Origin of the sequence: Pseudomonas sp. NBRC 111132, assembly GCF_001320565.1 — a bacterium.
In the GTDB taxonomy this organism is placed as follows: domain Bacteria; phylum Pseudomonadota; class Gammaproteobacteria; order Pseudomonadales; family Pseudomonadaceae; genus Aquipseudomonas; species Aquipseudomonas putida_P.
This window is the reverse complement of record NZ_BCBI01000026.1, coordinates 13672-31171: the sequence shown is the minus strand read 5'-3', so window position 1 is coordinate 31171 and position 17500 is coordinate 13672. Positions and strand designations below refer to the sequence as shown.

The 17500-nt window shown below is 62.7% G+C and carries 18 protein-coding genes; 5 read left to right on the top strand and 13 right to left on the bottom strand.

Translation table 11 applies throughout. The annotated features are described in order from the left end of the window. Positions 1-32 precede the first annotated feature (32 nt). Genes APH35_RS14375 through APH35_RS14360 form a run of 4 tightly spaced genes read right to left on the bottom strand, consistent with a single transcriptional unit; the run spans position 33 to position 3705 of the window. Positions 33-950, bottom strand: coding sequence for a biotin-dependent carboxyltransferase family protein (locus tag APH35_RS14375; protein ID WP_060515012.1), 918 nt, complete (start codon positions 948-950; stop codon positions 33-35). Continuing rightward, the gene (gene pxpB, locus APH35_RS14370; protein WP_012273670.1) at positions 947-1633 is read right to left on the bottom strand and encodes a 5-oxoprolinase subunit PxpB; all 687 of its coding nucleotides are present in this window, start codon (positions 1631-1633) and stop codon (positions 947-949) included. The genes APH35_RS14375 and pxpB overlap by 4 nt, the downstream gene beginning before the upstream one ends. After that, a complete protein-coding gene (locus tag APH35_RS14365; protein ID WP_012273671.1) occupies positions 1630-2409 on the bottom strand; it encodes a 5-oxoprolinase subunit PxpA in 780 nt (259 codons plus the stop codon). Before APH35_RS14365 ends, pxpB begins: the two co-directional genes overlap by 4 nt. 9 nt (positions 2410-2418) lie before the next feature. Next, the gene (locus tag APH35_RS14360) at positions 2419-3705 is read right to left on the bottom strand and encodes an MFS transporter (protein WP_012273672.1); all 1287 of its coding nucleotides are present in this window, start codon (positions 3703-3705) and stop codon (positions 2419-2421) included. A gap of 130 nt (positions 3706-3835) precedes the next feature. On the opposite strand from APH35_RS14360, the gene APH35_RS14355 reads away from it, so the two are divergent. Both APH35_RS14355 and APH35_RS14350 read left to right on the top strand, forming a co-directional pair. Continuing rightward, on the top strand, positions 3836-4747 hold the full coding sequence (locus APH35_RS14355) for a LysR family transcriptional regulator (RefSeq protein ID WP_012273673.1): 912 nt from the start codon (positions 3836-3838) through the stop codon (positions 4745-4747). A gap of 209 nt (positions 4748-4956) precedes the next feature. Next, positions 4957-5478, top strand: a complete 522-nt coding sequence (locus tag APH35_RS14350) for a hypothetical protein (RefSeq protein WP_060515011.1) — start codon at positions 4957-4959, stop codon at positions 5476-5478. 174 nt (positions 5479-5652) lie between these two features. Here the strand turns inward: APH35_RS14350 and APH35_RS14345 are convergent, their stop codons facing one another. From APH35_RS14345 to APH35_RS14335, 3 genes are read right to left on the bottom strand one after another with little or no spacing between them, the layout of a single operon-like run. Beyond that, positions 5653-6174, bottom strand: a complete 522-nt coding sequence (locus APH35_RS14345) for a DUF2937 family protein (protein WP_012273675.1) — start codon at positions 6172-6174, stop codon at positions 5653-5655. A gap of 9 nt (positions 6175-6183) precedes the next feature. Continuing rightward, positions 6184-6957 carry a class II glutamine amidotransferase gene (locus APH35_RS14340; RefSeq protein WP_012273676.1) on the bottom strand — a complete coding sequence of 258 codons (774 nt, stop codon included), beginning with the start codon at positions 6955-6957 and terminating at the stop codon, positions 6184-6186. A 14-nt stretch (positions 6958-6971) separates the two neighbouring features. Next, positions 6972-7469, bottom strand: coding sequence for a hypothetical protein (locus APH35_RS14335; RefSeq protein ID WP_060494510.1), 498 nt, complete (start codon positions 7467-7469; stop codon positions 6972-6974). 92 nt (positions 7470-7561) lie between these two features. On the opposite strand from APH35_RS14335, the gene APH35_RS14330 reads away from it, so the two are divergent. Further along, positions 7562-9604: a S9 family peptidase gene (locus tag APH35_RS14330; protein WP_012273678.1), complete on the top strand. Its 2043-nt coding sequence runs from the start codon at positions 7562-7564 to the stop codon at positions 9602-9604. Positions 9605-9745: 141 nt separating this feature from the next. Here APH35_RS14330 and APH35_RS14325 read toward each other — a convergent pair whose 3' ends face one another. Continuing rightward, positions 9746-10024, bottom strand: coding sequence for a hypothetical protein (locus tag APH35_RS14325; RefSeq protein WP_012273679.1), 279 nt, complete (start codon positions 10022-10024; stop codon positions 9746-9748). A 132-nt stretch (positions 10025-10156) separates the two neighbouring features. Here APH35_RS14325 and APH35_RS14320 point away from each other — a divergent pair, with 132 nt between their 5' ends. Further along, complete coding sequence (locus tag APH35_RS14320) at positions 10157-10528, top strand: YajD family HNH nuclease (protein WP_003254676.1); 372 nt, start codon at positions 10157-10159, stop codon at positions 10526-10528. A gap of 71 nt (positions 10529-10599) precedes the next feature. Further along, positions 10600-11070 carry an RNA methyltransferase gene (locus APH35_RS14315; protein WP_012273680.1) on the top strand — a complete coding sequence of 157 codons (471 nt, stop codon included), beginning with the start codon at positions 10600-10602 and terminating at the stop codon, positions 11068-11070. A gap of 75 nt (positions 11071-11145) precedes the next feature. On the opposite strand, the gene APH35_RS14310 is transcribed toward APH35_RS14315, so the two are convergent. From APH35_RS14310 to APH35_RS14290, 5 genes are all read right to left on the bottom strand, one after another. Continuing rightward, positions 11146-12636: an aldehyde dehydrogenase gene (locus APH35_RS14310; RefSeq protein ID WP_012273681.1), complete on the bottom strand. Its 1491-nt coding sequence runs from the start codon at positions 12634-12636 to the stop codon at positions 11146-11148. Between the two features lie 13 nt (positions 12637-12649). After that, positions 12650-13543, bottom strand: coding sequence for a dihydrodipicolinate synthase family protein (locus APH35_RS14305; protein WP_060515010.1), 894 nt, complete (start codon positions 13541-13543; stop codon positions 12650-12652). Positions 13544-13616: 73 nt separating this feature from the next. Then, on the bottom strand, positions 13617-14945 hold the full coding sequence (locus APH35_RS14300) for an MFS transporter (RefSeq protein WP_060494512.1): 1329 nt from the start codon (positions 14943-14945) through the stop codon (positions 13617-13619). Between the two features lie 183 nt (positions 14946-15128). Then, a complete protein-coding gene (locus APH35_RS14295) occupies positions 15129-16448 on the bottom strand; it encodes an NAD(P)/FAD-dependent oxidoreductase (protein WP_060515009.1) in 1320 nt (439 codons plus the stop codon). A 62-nt stretch (positions 16449-16510) separates the two neighbouring features. Then, the gene (locus tag APH35_RS14290; protein WP_012273685.1) at positions 16511-17227 is read right to left on the bottom strand and encodes a GntR family transcriptional regulator; all 717 of its coding nucleotides are present in this window, start codon (positions 17225-17227) and stop codon (positions 16511-16513) included. Positions 17228-17500 lie beyond the last annotated feature (273 nt).

The window sequence follows — 17500 nt, the reverse complement described above, 5'->3', positions numbered from 1 at the left end:
TTCGCGGGTTTACCGCGAAAGGGCTGGCAGCCTCACCGCCAACGATCCAGGTAAACCTGGTGCTCCCGCCAAGCCTCGTCCTGCACCACCGCCTTGAACCGCACCACCGTCCCTGGCATGCACTGCGCCAGCTGCGCCAGCGCCAACGGCGTCAACGCCCCCAGCCGCGGATAACCGCCAATGGTCTGCCGGTCATTGAGCAACACGATCGGCTGCCCATCCGGCGGTACCTGCACCGCCCCCAGCGGTATCCCTTCGGAAATCATCGGTGCACCCTGATAGACCAGCTGCGGCCCCAACAGACGGATACCCATGCGGTCCGCCCGGCTGTCCAGTGTCCACTCCCGGTTGAAGGCCTCGAACAGGCTGGTACCGCTGAATTCACCGATCTGCGCGCCCATCACCAGGTCAAGTACAGGCTTTTGCGGGTACTGTGGACGCAGTGCGTGCGGCACCTCGCGCAGGGTTGCATCGCTGCCGGTGAACCTTAATGCCTGGCCTTTAGCCAACGCGGCACCCTGGCCATCGATGCCACCCAGTTCTTCACGGACCACCGTGGCACAACTGCCCAGTACATCCTCGCCCATGAACCCACCCGGTGCCGCCAGGTATGCCCGCACACCCTGCCTGGGCTGCTTCAGGGTCAGGCGCTGCCCCTGGCCCAGAGCAAAGCTGCGCCAAGGTGCGATCGGCTGATCATCGACGCGCGCGTCCAGGTCGGCACCGGCCAGCGCCAGCACACAATCCTGCTCCGCCACTGCACAAAAACCTCCCAGCGCCACCTCGACAACCGGCGCGTCCAACGGGTTGCCCAGCAGCCAGTTGGCCCAGTGCATCGCCACCCAGTCCAACGCGCCGCCCTGGGTCACCCCCAGGTGGCGTACGCCGAAACGCCCGGCGTCCTGCAACTGACACAACGGCGTACTGGCCTCGATCTTCAACTGCGTCATCCTTGCGCCTCCACATCACCGCCCAAGGCCAGGAACTCGCTACGCGAAACCGGCACGAAACGCACCCGATCACCCGGTTGCAACAGGCTGTAGCCCTCACGCTCTCGGTCGAACAAGCGCACCGGGGTACGCCCGATCAGGTTCCAGCCACCCGGCGATACCGCCGGATACGCCGCCGTCTGGCGCTCGGCAATGCCCACGCTACCCGCCGCCACCCGCTTGCGCGGGGTGCTCAGGCGTGGGCTGGCCAGGCGTTCGTCCACCAGGCCCATGAAACCGAAACCGGGGGCGAACCCCAAAGCAAAAACCGGGTAATCACGTTCGCTGTGCAAGTGAACAACCTCGGCTTCAGTCAACCCGCTACGGGCCGCCAGCACAGGCAGTTCAGGGCCGACACTGGCGTCGTACCACACCGGGATCTCATGTCGGCGCCCGCCGCCGCCGGCGTCGGGCTGCAAACCTTCCAGCGCCTGATCAATCAGTGCCCTCGCCTCGCCAGGCGGCAGGGCGAACTGCACCATCAGCGTGGTGTAGGACGGCACCAGGTCCAGCAGATGCTCGCCGAACGCTGCGCTCAAACGCTGGCTGGCTGCAAGCATCCACGGCATGTTGGCCTCGTCGATACGGTCGAACAAGCGCACCATCAGGCTGTCGATGGCCACCACTTCAATGCGCGCTTTCATCGCGGCTCCAAGGCATCGAGGGCCTGGCGTATCTGCCGCACCGCCGCCACCGAGCTGTCGTTATCGCCATGTACGCACAGCGTGCTTGCCTGCAGGCGCAGGGCGCTACCATCGTCCGCTACCAGTGTGTCACCACGGGCCAGGCGCACGGCTTGCTCCACCACCAGCGCCGGGTCGTGATGCACCGCACCCGGCAAGCGGCGCGATACCAAGTGGCCGCTGGCGGTGTAGGCGCGGTCAGCGAACGCTTCGAACCACAGCGGTACGCCGATTTCATCGCCCAAGGCCTGGGCGGCCCGGTTGTCGGCGGTGGCCATCAACATCAGCGGCAGGGTGCTGTCGTAGGCTGCCACGGCCTCCAGCACCGTGCGCAGTTTGAGCGGGTCGGCCATCATGTCGTTGTACAGCGCACCATGGGGCTTCACGTAGGCCACGCGGCCACCCAGCACTTTGCAGATGCCGTCCAGCGCACCGATCTGGTAGTGCAGCAGGTCGCGGATTTCCTCGGGGCTGCAGGCCATGGAGCGGCGGCCGAAGCCGACCAGGTCCGGGTAGGCCGGGTGCGCACCGATGGTCACGCCGTGCTCCAACGCCAAAGCCACGGTGCGGCGCATGATGCTGGGGTCGCCAGCGTGGTAGCCGCAGGCGATGTTGGCGCAATCGATGTAAGGCATGACCTCGGCATCCAGGCCCATGCGCCAGCTGCCGAAACTCTCGCCCATGTCGCAATTGAGTAGCAGGCGTTCCACCACGCGGTCTCCCTTGTTGTTGTTCATAGGCCTACCTTACCGCGCCAGCAGCTGTTTGCCGCGTGTTTCCGGCAGGCTCAAGGCGGCCACGATCACAATGCCGTAGGACACCGCAGAAAACACGCCGATACCCAGGCCCAGGGGCACGTTCTGGCCGAGCATGCCGATCAGCAATGGGAACAGCGCCGCAATGACTTTGCCGATGTTGTAGCAGAAACCCTGCCCCGAGCCCCGGATGCGCGTGGGGAACAGTTCGGTCAGGAATGCGCCCATGCCGCTGAAGATACCCGATGCGAAGAAGCCCAGCGGGAAGCCCAGCCACAGCATCACCCCATCGCTGACCGGCATCTGCGTGTACAGCAGCACGATGACGAACGAGCCCACGGCGAACAGGATGAAGTTCTTCTTGCGCCCCAGCAGGTCGGACAAGTACGCGCTGACCACATAACCCACGTACGAGCCGACGATCACCATGGCCAGGTAGCCACCCGTGCCCAGCACGCTCAGACCGCGCTCGTTCTTGAGGAAGGTCGGCAGCCACGAGGTGATGGCGTAGTACCCACCCAGTGCGCCAGTGGTCAGCAGGGACGCACGTACAGTGGTCCAGAGCATGCCCGGTGCGAAGATTTCGTAGAAGTGCGAAGGTGCCTCGGCGTTTTCCACCGACTTGGCCTCGCGGTATACCTCGGGGTCCTTGACCAGGCGGCGAACGAAAATCACGAAGATCGCCGGTACCAGCCCCAGCAGGAACAGTGCACGCCAGGCCTGCTCTGGCGGCAACCATGAGAACAGCAGCGCATAGAGAATCGCCGTGAGGCCCCAGCCGATGGCCCAGCCGGACTGCACCATGCCAACCGCCTTGCCTCGGTCCTGAGCACGGATCACTTCGCCGATCAACACCGCACCGGCGGTCCATTCGCCGCCGAAACCAAAGCCCATCAAGGTGCGGGCGATCAGCAGTTGCTCATAGTTCTGGGCGAAGCCGCACAGGAAGGTGAAGAAGGCGAACCACAGCACCGTCAACTGCAGGGTGCGTACCCGGCCGATGCGGTCGGAAAGAATACCGGCCACCCAGCCACCCACGGCCGAGGCGATCAGCGTGCTGGTGTGGATCAACCCGGCTTCGGTGGTGGTGATGCCCCACAGCATGATCAGCGTGGGGATGACGAAGCTGAGCATCTGCGTGTCCATGCCGTCCAGGCCATAGCCGATCTTGCAGCTCCAGAAGGTGCGCCGTTGCTGTTTGTCGATGTCGCGGTACCAGGCGAAGGGCCCGGACGAAGGGGGGGAACTGACCTGCTGCTGCACGCCGGTGGGGTTCATGGATGCCTCGGCTTGTTGGTATTGTTTTATGGGCGACATAAAGCGTCGCGGCCTGGGCACCATTGTTCAGAGGCCGCGACGCTTGAGTCCAACGATAAAAACCGCCGGTCTGGAACAAGAAAAACTGATCATGAACCTTCGCTTCCTCGAAACCTTCGTCTGGGTCGCCCGGCTCAAAAGCTTCCGCCTGACGGCGCAAAAGCTGTTCACCACCCAGGCCTCGGTGTCCAGCCGCATTGCCGCGCTGGAGGCCGACCTGGGCGTAAAACTGCTGCTGCGCGATTCCCGGGGTGTCAGCCTGACCCCGGAAGGTGGCAAGGTGCTGGAATATGCCGAGCGCATGCTGGAAACCGCCAAGGCCATGAAGCAGTCGCTGGACAGCGACCGGGCCAAGGTCGGGCGAATTCGTATTGGCGTGATGGACACGGTAATCCACACCTGGATGAGCGCGCTGGTGGCGGAACTGACCGAGCGCTACCCACAGGTGGAAATCGAGCTGGTGGCCGACACCGCGCTGAACCTGCGCGAGCAGTTGCAAAAGGGTTTTCTCGACGTGATTCTGCAGACCGACTTGCTGCGCGAGCAGTCCATCCGCAGCCTCGACCTGGCGCGCTACCCGATGGGCTGGGTAGTGGCTGCCGGCTCGCACCAGCACCGGGACTATGCCTCGCTGGCCGAGCTTGGTCGCGAGCGCATCATCACCTTCTCGAAGAACTCACGGCCGCACCAAGAGGTGCTGAGTCTTCTGCAAGCTGCGGGCGCAGAAGCGCCGCGGTTGAACTGCGTGAACTCGGTGGCGGCGATCACCCGGCTGTTGCGCGACGGTTTTGGCATTGGCGCATTGCCCCCAGCGCTGGTGGATGCCGAGCTGGGCCGGGGTGAGTTGGTGCTGCTGGAGGGGCTGCAACCGCCGCCGAGCCTGGAGCTGGTGGTGGCGTGGCAGACCGGAGTGGCGTTGGTGGATGAGGTGGTTGGGGTTTGTCGACAGGTGCTGGAAGCGTATGCGCGGGATGTGGGGGGGCAGCGGATAATGCTCTTCTGATACGACCAGCGTGGTTTTTGGACTACCGCATACGGTTCTCATCCCGTGAATGGCTGCCACCCAAGTCCTGTGGAAACGATTGAACTGGCGGTTCCAGCAGAGAAAACGCCAAACTCCGCACCTGATAATTCTGCCAGTAGTAAATTCGGGTTATGCCGCGTAGTTTACCGTTCGTGCAACTACTGCACACCAGCGTAGAGTGAACGATCATGAAAAGTGAACGGCAACTGCTTGAGGATCCATTTTACGGTGAGCCCAAATCATCCGACAGCCACCCCGGAAAGTTCAAAGGCAAGATGAAATGGCCACTCGGACGAGAAGCGCCTCTCAAACCTATCGATGTATATTTAACTATCAGTGATGCGAACTATTGGAGAGGTGTCGCCATTCTAGACAAACCGTTTGATCGCGTCGTCGTATCTATAAAAAAAGGACTTCCGGATGGAGTTTACTCGACCAGCGATTTCAACAATAATATCTTCGTCAAATGCATTTATGACGGCATGATTGCCGGCAGCATGGTTGGAACAGTAAAGTTTGATACAAAAATGGGAAACCTCAAGATTACCGATGTTTCTGGCAGTTTCGAGGCTGAGCACAGCAGGACGCCAGACATGCCCGCCCCCCTGAAAAATGCCCCTCCCAAAACAAACAAGGAAACATCCAAGTTCAAACTATCCTGCAATTTTGAGTTCTTGGATATTGCTAAATCATCCACGGACAAAACGTGATGAAATGCAGTTTCCTTCTCCAATTACAACATGGCTTTCATGCGACCGCCTTGTCCTGACGACTGCGTTCGCATGAGAGGCCCGGCCACGGCCTGCAGGTCATGGAGCCAGAGAGTGTCGCCGGCCCGACAATCTAGGCATCATTGCTAAAGCCCAGGGGGCGCTGCGCGCAGCTTAGCGCCAGCTTTCTTTCACCGCCCTGCGCCGCCCACCCAGGATCACCCAGCCAATCCCCAGCAACAGGCTTTCGACCACAAAGGCCAGCACAAACCCTGCGCCAACGCCCCAGCCAATCGCCTCGGGCACCAGCAAAATCTGGTAGCTGTAACCATTGAGGGTTTCTTCGCGCAACTGCGGGTCGGCCTGCACCAGCACATGCCAGGTACGCTCGGCCCACGGCCCTTGCAGCGCCTGCCATTCGTTTTCCAGCAGTTCGTTGCGGATCATCAGGCTTTCGATGCTGTTGGCATCACTGTTGAACACCGGGTCGTCACTGCTGCGGTAATGCTGCAGCAACGCCTGCAGGTCGCCTTTGAAAAAGCGCTCAGCCGTTTGCCGAAACCCGTCGAGCGCCTCGCGCGACTCGAACAGGTGCGCCTCGACCCGCTGGCTATAGTCCTTGACCAGCCCCGGGACCTGAATGCCGGCCAGCAGGCCGAAGGTGAACAGCAGCAACCGCAGGTAACTTCTGAACATGCAGCGTCCTTAGCTTTGGCCGTGCGCCACGCATTCGCCGTGGCGCCACAGCGCCCACTGACCCGGCTCGTAGCGGTGCCAGGTCTCGTTTTCGGTCAGGGCCTCGGTGGCGATCACCGTGACCACGTCGTTGGGGGTGGTTTCGGTATGGAAATCAACGATCAGGTCGACATCTTTCAAGCGTGCAGCGCCAAACGGCGCTCGCCGGGTGATGTGCACCAGCTTGGTCGAGCAGAAGCAGAACAGCCAGTCGCCGTCACTGAGCATGCAGTTGAACACGCCCTGCCCACGGTAACCCGCACAGGCTTCGACCAGCACCGGCAGCAGCTGTTCCACCGGCACCGGCTCTGGAAAGGCACTGCGAATGCGGTTGAGCAGGTCGCAGAAAGCCGCCTCGCTGTCGGTATCACCGACCGGCCGGTAGAAGCTGGCCTGGCCCTTGAAGTCGCCCAACTGGCCGTTGTGCGCGAAGCACCAGTTGCGCCCCCACATTTCCCGCACGAACGGGTGGGTGTTGGACAGGCACACCTTGCCGACGTTGGCCTGGCGGATATGACCGATCACCACTTCGCTCTTGATCGGGTAGCGCTGCACCAGGTTGGCCACTTCCGATTCGCTGCTCGCGGCTGGGTCCTGGAACAGGCGCAGGCCACGGCCTTCGTAAAAGCCGATACCCCAGCCATCACGGTGAGGGCCGGTGCGCCCGCCGCGCTGCATCAGGCCTGTGAAGCTGAAAACGATGTCGGTAGGGACGTTGGCACTCATGCCCAGCAGTTCACACATAGGCGTGTCTCCGTTTACAGACGGGGCTCGACCCGGCCACCGCCACGCGGGGCGGCTGGGGGCGGGGCGTCACGGTAACGGTCGCCGCGCTCAGCGGCCAGCGGCGCATGGGCAACGACTGCATCATCTTCAACCGCTTGGCGCTTGGCGGCGGCTTCGGCCTGCGCGCGGCGCTCACGGGCGCGTTTTTCAAGCGGCCAGCGCAGCAGCACGAAGAGGAAATACAGGCCAAAGGCGATCAAGCCATACATGGCGAAGTCGGACACTGCTCGCCAGGCGTTGTTACCGACCTTGAAGGCGACGTCCAACGCGGTGATTGCAATGGCCGGGGCGAAGCTGTCCTTTACCGGGTCGACGATGGTCGGCGTCAGCAGCAGCACCGCCAGCACCACCCGCAGCGGTTCGCGCAGCCAGCGCCACATCCAGCCGGTGAGCTTGAAGCCCACCAGCAGGCAGCCCAGCGCGGCCACAGCGTACAGGCCCCAGGCGAAGGTGTAGTCGTTCTCGGTCATGGTGTTCGTGCAAGCCAGGCAAAGAGATGCCTATGATAAACACTTTTCCGGGCGCAGACAGTGTTTGCCTGTCCCCAGCCAAGAGATCACCCATGCCCAACAAGCCTCAGCCGCCCATCGCCCACGCCGATAACGCCGCCGACCCGTACGCCTGGCTGCAACAGCGCGACACCCCCGAGGTACTCGCCTACCTGCAAGCCGAAAACGCCTACCAGGAAGCCTGCCTGGCCGACCAGGCAGCGTTGCGTGAGCAGTTGTTCGAAGAGATCAAGGGTCGCATCCTGGAAACCGACCTGTCGCTGCCGTCGCCCTGGGGCCCCTACCTGTACTACACCCGCACCACCGCCGGCGACGAGTACCCACGTCACTACCGCTGCCCACGCCCTGCCGACGATTCGAACACCGTCGATGAAAGCCAGGAGCAACTGCTGCTCGACCCCAACGCCCTGGCCAATGGCGGCTTCCTGTCGCTGGGGGCGTTCAACGTCAGCCCCGACCACCGCCTGCTGGCCTACAGCCTCGACACCAGCGGCGACGAAATCTACACCCTGTACGTCAAGGACTTGGCCAGTGGCAGCGTCACGCCCCTGCCCTTCGACGACTGCGACGGCAGCCTGACCTGGGCCAACGACAGCCAAACGCTGTTCTTCGCCGAACTGGACGACACCCATCGGCCATGGCGCCTGCATCGCCACACCCTGGGAACTGACGCCGTGCAGACCGTGTTCGAAGAGCCCGACGGGCGCTTCTTCCTGCACTGCTATCGCACCAGCTCCGAGCGCCAACTGGTGCTGCTGCTGAACAGCAAGACCACCAGCGAAGCCTGGGTACTGGACGCCGAAACCCCGCAGGCGCCGTTCACCTGCCTGGCGCCGCGTGTCGAAGGCCATGAGTATTTCCCCGACCATGGCCAGCTCGACGGCGAGTGGCGCTGGTTCATCCGTACCAACCAGGACGGCATCAACTTCGCTCTTTACCATGCCCCTGTCGCGCCAGTGCCAGGCCGTGAGCAATGGCAGGTGCTGGTGGCGCACCGCGACGCAATCATGCTCGAAGGCCTCAGCCTCAATGCCAGCGCCCTCACCCTGAGCCTGCGTGAAGGCGGCCTGCCAATCATCGAAGTACGCCCGCAGGGGCTGTCGGCCTATCGCGTCGAGCTACCCGACGCCGCCTACAGCCTGTACGTACAGGACAGCCTGGAGTTCGTCAGCACACGCGTGCGCCTGCGCTACGAAGCCCTCAATCGCCCGGCCCAGGTGCGCCAGCTGGAGCTGGCCACGGGCGCGCAGGTTGTGCTCAAGCAAACCCCGGTGCTGGGTGCGTTCGATGCCGATGACTATGTCAGCGAGCGCCTGTGGGCGACTGCGGCGGACGGCACCCAGGTGCCGATCAGCCTGGTACGCCGTCGCCGCGACCAGGGCAAGACCGTGCCGCTGTACCTGTACGGTTACGGCGCCTATGGGGAAAGCCTCGACCCGTGGTTCTCCCATGCGCGCCTGAGCCTGCTGGAGCGTGGCGTGGCCTTTGCCATCGCCCACGTGCGCGGCGGCGGTGAACTGGGTGAAGCCTGGTACCGCGCGGGCAAGCAGGAGTACAAGCACAACACCTTCAGCGACTTCATCGCCTGCGCCGAACACCTGATCGCCAAAGGCGTGACGGCTGCCGATCGCTTGGCCATCAGCGGCGGCAGCGCTGGCGGCCTGCTGATCGGCACGGTGCTCAACCTGCGCCCCGAGCTGTTCCGCTGCGCGATTGCCGAAGTGCCGTTCGTCGACGTGCTCAACACCATGCTCGACCCCGAGCTACCGCTGACCGTGACCGAATACGACGAATGGGGCAACCCAGAGGAACCGCAGGTTTACGAGCGCATCAAGGCGTATGCCCCTTATGAGAACGTAAAGGCCCAGGACTATCCAGCGATGCTGGTGGTGGCGGGTTACAACGACAGCCGCGTGCAGTACTGGGAAGCGGCCAAATGGGTGGCGCGGTTGCGTACGCGCAAGACCGACGACCACCTGCTGCTGCTCAAGACCGAAATGGGCGCAGGGCATGGCGGGATGAGCGGGCGATACCAAGGGCTGAAGGATGTGGCGCTGGAATATGCGTTCGTATTCGGCGAGCTGGGTATCGTTTGAGATAGCTAGGGGCGCTTTGCGCCCCTTTCGCGACACAAGGCCGCTCCCACATGAGTCCTGCGCGGTATCTGTGGAAGCGGCCTAGTGTCGCGATGGGCTGCAAAGCAGCCCCAAAAACCACCGCCACACACGTCTGCTATATCAATCATCATCCACCGCCGGTTTCGGCGGTTCTGGCCGCAACCCCGGCAATGGCTGGTCCTTCGGCGGCCCGGGCACCGGCATCGGTGGCAACAGCGGCGCCCCCGGCTGGCTGTCATAAGCCTTGGGCGGCGTACTCGGGGTTATCTGCGGGTATGGCGTAGGCGTCGGCGTACCGGGTGCGCCGGGTACCGGGGTAGTGAGCCGGGGTGGCGTGCTGGCGGCTTCGGCCAGGGGCCAGCCTGCCAGCAACAGCGCGGTGAGGATCGCGTGAAACATCAGCAACCTCCTGTCGGGAACCTTCCAACAGCCTACGCCTAAATCAAAGCTTTCGCCTGTCCGCCTGCCCTGCAAGCGCGCTAGACTCAATGACATAACCGTCATCTGCCTGATCAGAACAAAGGAAACACCATGAGCTCCACCTCTTCCGCCGCCGCCACCGCGCGCCTCGACCGCATTCTGGCCGACGCCAAGCGCGACAAGGAAATGGGCTACCGCGACAAGGCCCTGAGAATGTACCCGCACGTTTGTGGCCGCTGCGCCCGCGAGTTCGCCGGCAAGCGCCTGAGCGAGCTGACCGTGCACCACCGCGACCACAACCACGACAACAACCCGCAGGACGGCTCCAACTGGGAGCTGCTGTGCCTTTACTGCCACGACAACGAGCACTCGCGCTACACCGACCAGCAGTACTTCAGCGAAGGCTCCACCAGCACCCCGAGCATCGCCAAGGCCACTCACAACCCGTTCGCTGGTCTTGCGGGCATGCTGAAGAAAGACTGACCATCGATTTGCCCCCCGCAGCTACCGGGCAGCCCGTATAATCGCGCTTTTTTCGCGAAGGGCCCCGGTACGTGGCAAACAAACGATACAGCTGCATCGGCCTGTTCAACCCAAAGTCGGCAGAAAACGTCGGCTCGGTGATGCGCGCCGCGGGCTGCTATGGCGTCAATTCGGTGTTTTACACCGGCAAACGGTATGAGCGCGCGCGTGACTTCGTCACCGACACCAAGCGCGTGCACTACGACATCCCGCTGATCGGCATCGACGATCTGCAGCGCATCATCCCGCTGGGCTGCACGCCAGTGGCGGTGGAGCTGGTGGAAGGTGCACGGCCCTTGCCGGAATATACCCACCCGGATCGGGCCATCTACATCTTCGGGCCGGAGGATGGTTCGTTGAGCGAGGAAGTGCGGGGGTGGTGTGAAGAGACTATCTACATTCCGACCGAGGGTTGCATGAACCTGGCAGCGACGGTGAACGTGGTGCTGTATGACCGTTTGGCCAAAGGGCTTAATACCCGCTCGGGGCCCAAGTTCAAGTAATGAAAAAGCCGCCACTGCAACAGCAGGGGCGGCCAGGTGCTGAGCTCCGTCAGAACAGCACCGGTCTTGCTCGAATCACGAAGCGTTGATCCAGATGGTCTTCAGCTCCGTGTACTGGTCGTGGGCCCAGATGGACTTGTCGCGCCCACCAAAGCCAGACTCTTTGTAGCCACCGAACGGCGTGGTCACGTCACCTTCGCCGAAGCAGTTGACGGTGACCACACCCGCGCGGATTTCACGCGACAGGCGCAGCGCATTGCGCAGGCTGCCGGTGTAGGCCGAAGCCGCCAGGCCGTATACGGTGTCGTTGGCCAGCTCGATCGCCTCGTCGATGGTCTCGAAGCTGGTCACGCTCAGCACCGGGCCGAAGATTTCCTCGACGAACAGTTTGTTGTCACGGCCAACGTTGTCGACGATGGTCGGCTGCACGAACACGCCGTCCTCGGTTTCGCCCCCCTGAACGATGCTGAGTTTCTGCTCGGCAGCGTATTCCAGGTACGACTTGACCTTCTCGAAATGCGACTTGCTGACCATGGCGCCCAGGCGGTTGTCCGGGTCCAGCGGGTCGCCCAGCTTCCAGCCCTTCAGGTGCTTGGCGATGAGGCTCAGCAGCTCGTCCTTCACGTCCTTGTGCACGATCAGGCGCGACGAGGCCGAGCAGTTCTCCCCCATGTTCCAGAACGCACCTGCGGTGACGAACTGGGCCACTTCGTCCAGGTCCTCGACGTCGTTCATGACCACGGCCGGGTTCTTGCCACCCAGCTCCAGGACGATGCGCTTGAGGTTGGACTCGGCAGCGTATTTCAGGAACAGGCGGCCAGTGTCGGTCGAGCCGGTGAAGCTGACCATCGGGATATCCATGTGCCGGCCGATGGCCTCACCCACTTCGCGGCCACCGCCAGGCACCAGGTTGAACACACCGGCCGGGATGCCGGCCTCGTGGGCCAGCTCGGCCACGCGCAGGGCGCTGAGGGTGGTTTCTTTGGCCGGTTTGACCACAATCGAGCAACCGGCAGCCAGCGATGGGGCAATCTTCCAGGCCAGCATCAGCAGCGGGAAGTTCCACGGCAGCACCAGGCCGACTACGCCAATGGCTTCACGCACCACCATGGTGACGGCTGCGTTGCCGGTCGGCGCGGTGGCGTCGTAGATCTTGTCGATCAGCTCGGCGTGCCAGCGGAGCGTGTGGATGGTTTCCGGTACATCGACTGTCTGGCACTCGCTGACCGGCTTGCCACTGTCCAACGCTTCCAGCACGGCCAGCTCGTGGGCATTGTCCTCCAGCAACTGGGCGAACTTCTGCAGCACGTGCTTGCGGTCGCTGGGCTGCATCTTCGACCAAGTGCCTGCTTCGAACACACGCTTGGCAGCGGCCACGGCGACGTTGACATCGTTGACGTCGCAGGCGGCGACCTCGGCCAGTTGCTTGCCGGTGGCCGGGTTGGTGGTGACGAAGGTCTTGCCCGAGATGGCATCGCGGAATTCGCCGTCAATGAAGGCCTTGGTCCGCAGTTGCAGTTCGGCGGCGATGGCCGCGTATTGTTCCTTGCTCAGCAATTCAGCCATTTTTCCGGCCTCCTTATTTGATCTGGGCGATGGTGGCTTTCAGCTCGGTGACCACGCGCTTGAGTGCTTGCTTCTCGGCGTCATCCAGGTCGTACAGCGGCTTGCGCACGCCGCCGGTTTTCAAGCCATTCAGGGCCACGCCGTTCTTGATGGCCTGGACGAACTTGCCACCTTCCAGGAAGTCCATCAGCGGCATCATGGCGGCCATGATCTTGCGGCCTTTGGCGAAGTCCTTCTCGATCACGCAGGCCTCGTAGAGGGCCACGTGCTCGCGCGGGATGAAGTTGGAACCGGCGCAGACCCAGCTCTGGGCGCCCCAGGCAAAGAACTCCAGGGCCTGGTCGTCCCAGCCGCACGACAGCTGGATGTTCGGGCGATGGATGGCCAGGCGGTGCAGCTGGGCCATGTCACCGGAGCTTTCCTTGATGGCGACGATGTTCTTCACGTCGGCCACGGCGTCGAAGAATGCTTCACCCATGCTCACGCTCATGCGGCCTGGGTAGTTGTAGAGCATGATCGGCAGACCGGCGGCAGCGTCGACAGCCTTCACGTGCAGGGCGATTTCCTGCTGGGTCGGCAGCGCGTACGGTGGGGTGCCGACCAGCAGCGCGTCAGCCTTGATTTCCTTGGCGTGCTGGGCGAAGGCAACGGCATCTTCGGTACGGATGCCACCGGTGCCGACGATCAGCGGCAGGCGGCCGTTGAGCACGTCCTTGGCCTGGGCAGCCAGGTCGATGCGCTCCTGGGTGGTGTGGGCGTAGTACTCGCCGGTGGAGCCGCCAATGATGACGCCGTGGATTTTCGACTCGACCAGGTATTCGAGGACCTCGGCGAACGCCGCCTTGTCGATCGAGCCGTCCGCAGCCAGCGGAGTGATTGCCGGGGTGTAGATGCCTTCGAATTTCACGGTAGGTTCTCCAGTGCGTTGCTCAGTGTTGTGAAGGCCGCAACGCAAAGACGCTGCGGCGGGTTGTAGGGTTTCAGCTCAGCGAAGCCGCTTGTTGCAGGTTCAGCGAGCGGGTTTCCGGGGCCAGGGCAACCGAGAAAGCCAGGCCGACGAAGGTCACGGCTGCGGCGGCGTACATGGTGGCGCCGATGCCGTAGCTATCGAGGGCGATGGGCACCAGCCAGGTGCCGACGGCGGCACCGACCCGCGACATGGAGGTGCCCACGCCCACGGCGCCGGCACGGATTTCGGTGGGGAACAATTCGTTGGGGTACACCAGCTGCAGCACCTGGGCGCCACCGATGAACAAGGCATAGGCACCAAACAGCACCAGGATGAGCATCTCGTTGCCGTTGCTGAAGGCACCCAGGCCCAGCAGCGCCAACCCCGACCAGAAGAAGCTGTGCAACAGCGTGGTGCGCCGGCCGATGGTGTTGAGCAGGCGGGTGCCCACAATACAGCCGACCACGAAGAGGAAGGTGATTGCAATGGAGCCGATCGATGCCCAGTCACCTTTGAGGTTCAGCGCGCCCAGCACTTTCGGGGCGAATGCGTACACCGCAAACACAGGGATCACCGAGCAGGTCCAGAACATGGTGACGAACAACATGCGCTTGCCATAGCCGGAGTGCAGCAGGCTGAGGAACGACAGTTTGCGGGTCTTGGGCTCTTCCGGCAGGTTGCTCAGCGAAAACCCCTGGCCGTAGACGCGCTTGATCACCTCATCGGCCTCGGCCGAGCGGCCCTTGCTGATCAGCCAGCGTGGCGATTCGGGAGTACCCAGGCGGATGGCGAACAGCAGCGCACCGATCACTGCGGCGCTGGCCAGCACCAGGCGCCAGGCATCGTCGCCGCCGTGGCGAAGGATGGCCTCACCCGCCAGATAGGCAGTGGCGGCGCCGGCAAACCACAACACCGTCAGGGTAGCCAGGCGCGGGCCACGGTTCTTCCTGGGCAGAAACTCCACCAGCAGCGACGTGGCGACCGGATATTCGATACCCACGGCAATACCGATGGCGAACCGCAGCAGGAACAATACCAGCGCCGACTCGACCCAGAACTGCGCGACCGAAGCCAGGATGAACAAGGTCGGGCCAACGAAGAACACGCGCTTGCGGCCGAAGCGGTCGGTCAGCCAACCGCCGAAGAAACCACCGAAGAAAATGCCGATCAACGCCGAGGCGGCGATCATGCCCTGCCAGAAACTGGTCAGGTTGAGCCCTGCGGACATCTGCACCATGGCCACGCCGATGATGCTCAGTACATAGCCGTCGACGAACGAGCCGCCACCGGAGCGCAGGGTCAGCCACTGGTGGAAGTTGTTGATCGGTACATCTTCAATCGAAACATTCGGACTTGTCATTATTGTTCCTACCATTTCTGCTACATGCACATTTGCAAGGCGAGCGCGTCCGCGAAACTGAAAACCGCCTTCAGCCCCGGGTGATCGAACTGCGCATCTCGATCATCAAATTCGGGCAAGCCGCGCCCGTGCCGGCCAACCAATGCTGACGTAAATGTTCTATTGGCCTAACTCAGCTGACGATCAGCTTTCTTTGCCAGCGCGGAACTGCCCCCACATGAGGTTGGCGTTCAGCCCCAGGGAAACCAGAGGTTGCGGCGGGTTTGCAGAGGGCCCGGGGGCATTGAGCAAAAACTCGATCAGCTCGTGCTTGTCGCCAGCCAGCCAGTCGGCCAGCAATTTGCCGGTAACGGTGCCACGTGTAACCCCCAGGCCGTTGCAGCACAGTGCACCTACAACATTGGGCCCCAACTTGCCAAAGAAGCCCATGTGGTTGCGCGATAATGCCAGTGCACCGCCCCAGGTATATTCGAAGTTCACATCGGGCAACATCGGGAAGCGCCGGGCGAACGATTCGCGGTGGCGCTGGACGAAGCGCTCCAGGTATTTGCCGTTACTGCGCCCGTCGGGGTTGTAGCTGAAGCTGTTGCGGATCAACAGGCGGTTGTCGACGGTGCGGCGCATGGTGGTGCCGAACGGGTCGGCCGGGATCACGCCCCAGTAGGGCTTGCCGCCAAGACGTGCCTGTTCGTCCTCGGTCAGCGGCCGGGTGATGCTGCCGTAGGTGAACACCGGCAGCATGCGGCCCTTGAGGAAGCCGAAGCTCATGCCGAAGGCGTTGGTGGTGAGCACCAGCTTGTCGGCGGTGATCGAACCGTGGGCGTGGCGCAGCACCACCTTGTCGCCGTACTCGACGTCGGTGATCGGGGTGTGCTCGTACAACGAGACGTTGGACGGCAGGCTGTCGGCGAGGCCTTTGACCAACGACGATGGTTGCAGCAAGGCAGTGCCGGGCGTAAACAGGCCCTTGCGGTAGAAATCCGTGCCGATGTGCTCAGGCAGGTCGCGCCCCTCGATCACTTCGTAGGGTTGCCCCAGTTTGTCCAGGCCCCGGCGGTAGGCATCCAGCACGGCAATGCCGCGGCCTTCGATGGCCGCCTGGTACTTGCCGCAGTGGCGGAACTGGCACTCGATGGCGTAACGCTCGATCAGGTCCTTGAGGTACTGCTGGCCACCCAGGTTGAGCTTGAGCACGGTCTTGGCGATAGCGATGTCGCCAATGTAGTCCTCGGCGCCGATATCGTGCGGCAGGTCGATGGCAAAGCCGGCATTGCGCCCGGAGGTGCCATAACCGACCTCCTGAGCCTCGACCAGTATGATCTCGTCATGCGGAAAGTTCGTTGCCAGCTGCCGCGCGGCAGCCAGGCCGGTGAAACCGGCGCCGACCACCACCCAGCGCGTCTGGCTGTGGCCCTTGTGGGCCGGCCTTGGCGTGCGGGGCTTGCTCAGGTGATACCAGCCACAGGTGGCATCATCGGCGGGTAACGAACTTATTCTTGTCATGTCACAAACCTGGTTCTTGTAGTCGTCGAATGGTCAGCACCGGCGGGGCTTACCTGTGTAACTCAAATCTGAATCGGCACATCCAGCCCTTGCGGCGCGGCGTACTCCGCCATGCGCCGGCGCGACAGCTCGAAGTGCTCACGCACCAGCTGGCCTGCGGCTTGCGGGTCGCGGCGCTCGATGGCCTGGATCATTTGTTCGTGCTGTTCACACGCCAGCTCGAGGTCGCGCTGCATGTCGTCGGTGGTCGGGTGGCGATAGAAGATCTTGCCCAAGCGGGTGTGGTCGATCAGCAGGCGGCGCAGGCTTGGCATCAGGTAATCGTTGTGCGCCATCTTGCCGATTTCCAGGTGGAAGGCGTCGTTGTAAAGCACGCGGTTTTCCACGTCGCGCTCTTCGATGGCCTGGCGGAATTGGGCCTGGATAGCCTTGAGCACTGCGATTTCTTCAGCGCTGGCATAGGTGGCGGCCAGCTGGGTAGTGGCCACGTAGATAAGCGGGGCGGCAACGTAAAAGCTGTGCAGCGACTCGTGGTTCATGGCGGCGACGCGTGGCGCGCGGTTGGCTTCCAGTTCGATGTAGCCTTCGGCGGCAATCTGGCGCAGCAACTCGCGCACAGGGGGGCGCGACAGGCCAAATTCGTCGCACAGGGCCAATTCATCCACCACGGCGCCCGGGGCCAGTTCCATGCTCAGGATCCGGCGACGCAGCGCTTCGGCGAGGACGGCTTTGCGGTCCTGCGGCACTTCTGCAGCGAGTGGTTGGACGGTGGCTTTCATGGCGGCCTTCTTTGTTGTCATAGCGCTGTGTCTACTATTTGTATAACGACTATAGGGTACTGTTAGACAATGTGTCTACAGCATTTTCGATGAACGGCGAAATCTGTCTGAGCCTTTGTTTATAAGGGTTCCAGCGGGTTTCCGGGGGAGATTAAACACCCTTGAGGCTGCATTGCCAAACCGGACAAAAAACTCTCCAGACAAGACAAGTGCGCACAATGTGCCGGCCTCTTCGCCGCTACAAACAAAAAAGCCACCTGCAAGCAGGTGGCT

Bases quoted from the DNA above. Each gene is read 5' to 3' on its own strand.
- APH35_RS14375 (WP_060515012.1), bottom strand. From the start codon at position 950: ATGACGCAGTTGAAGATCGAGGCCAGTACGCCGTTGTGTCAGTTGCAG.
- pxpB (WP_012273670.1), bottom strand. From the start codon at position 1,633: ATGAAAGCGCGCATTGAAGTGGTGGCCATCGACAGCCTGATGGTGCGC.
- APH35_RS14365 (WP_012273671.1), bottom strand. From the start codon at position 2,409: ATGAACAACAACAAGGGAGACCGCGTGGTGGAACGCCTGCTACTCAAT.
- APH35_RS14360 (WP_012273672.1), bottom strand. From the start codon at position 3,705: ATGAACCCCACCGGCGTGCAGCAGCAGGTCAGTTCCCCCCCTTCGTCC.
- APH35_RS14355 (WP_012273673.1), top strand. From the start codon at position 3,836: ATGAACCTTCGCTTCCTCGAAACCTTCGTCTGGGTCGCCCGGCTCAAA.
- APH35_RS14350 (WP_060515011.1), top strand. From the start codon at position 4,957: ATGAAAAGTGAACGGCAACTGCTTGAGGATCCATTTTACGGTGAGCCC.
- APH35_RS14345 (WP_012273675.1), bottom strand. From the start codon at position 6,174: ATGTTCAGAAGTTACCTGCGGTTGCTGCTGTTCACCTTCGGCCTGCTG.
- APH35_RS14340 (WP_012273676.1), bottom strand. From the start codon at position 6,957: ATGTGTGAACTGCTGGGCATGAGTGCCAACGTCCCTACCGACATCGTT.
- APH35_RS14335 (WP_060494510.1), bottom strand. From the start codon at position 7,469: ATGACCGAGAACGACTACACCTTCGCCTGGGGCCTGTACGCTGTGGCC.
- APH35_RS14330 (WP_012273678.1), top strand. From the start codon at position 7,562: ATGCCCAACAAGCCTCAGCCGCCCATCGCCCACGCCGATAACGCCGCC.
- APH35_RS14325 (WP_012273679.1), bottom strand. From the start codon at position 10,024: ATGTTTCACGCGATCCTCACCGCGCTGTTGCTGGCAGGCTGGCCCCTG.
- APH35_RS14320 (WP_003254676.1), top strand. From the start codon at position 10,157: ATGAGCTCCACCTCTTCCGCCGCCGCCACCGCGCGCCTCGACCGCATT.
- APH35_RS14310 (WP_012273681.1), bottom strand. From the start codon at position 12,636: ATGGCTGAATTGCTGAGCAAGGAACAATACGCGGCCATCGCCGCCGAA.
- APH35_RS14300 (WP_060494512.1), bottom strand. From the start codon at position 14,945: ATGACAAGTCCGAATGTTTCGATTGAAGATGTACCGATCAACAACTTC.
- APH35_RS14295 (WP_060515009.1), bottom strand. From the start codon at position 16,448: ATGACAAGAATAAGTTCGTTACCCGCCGATGATGCCACCTGTGGCTGG.
- APH35_RS14290 (WP_012273685.1), bottom strand. From the start codon at position 17,227: ATGAAAGCCACCGTCCAACCACTCGCTGCAGAAGTGCCGCAGGACCGC.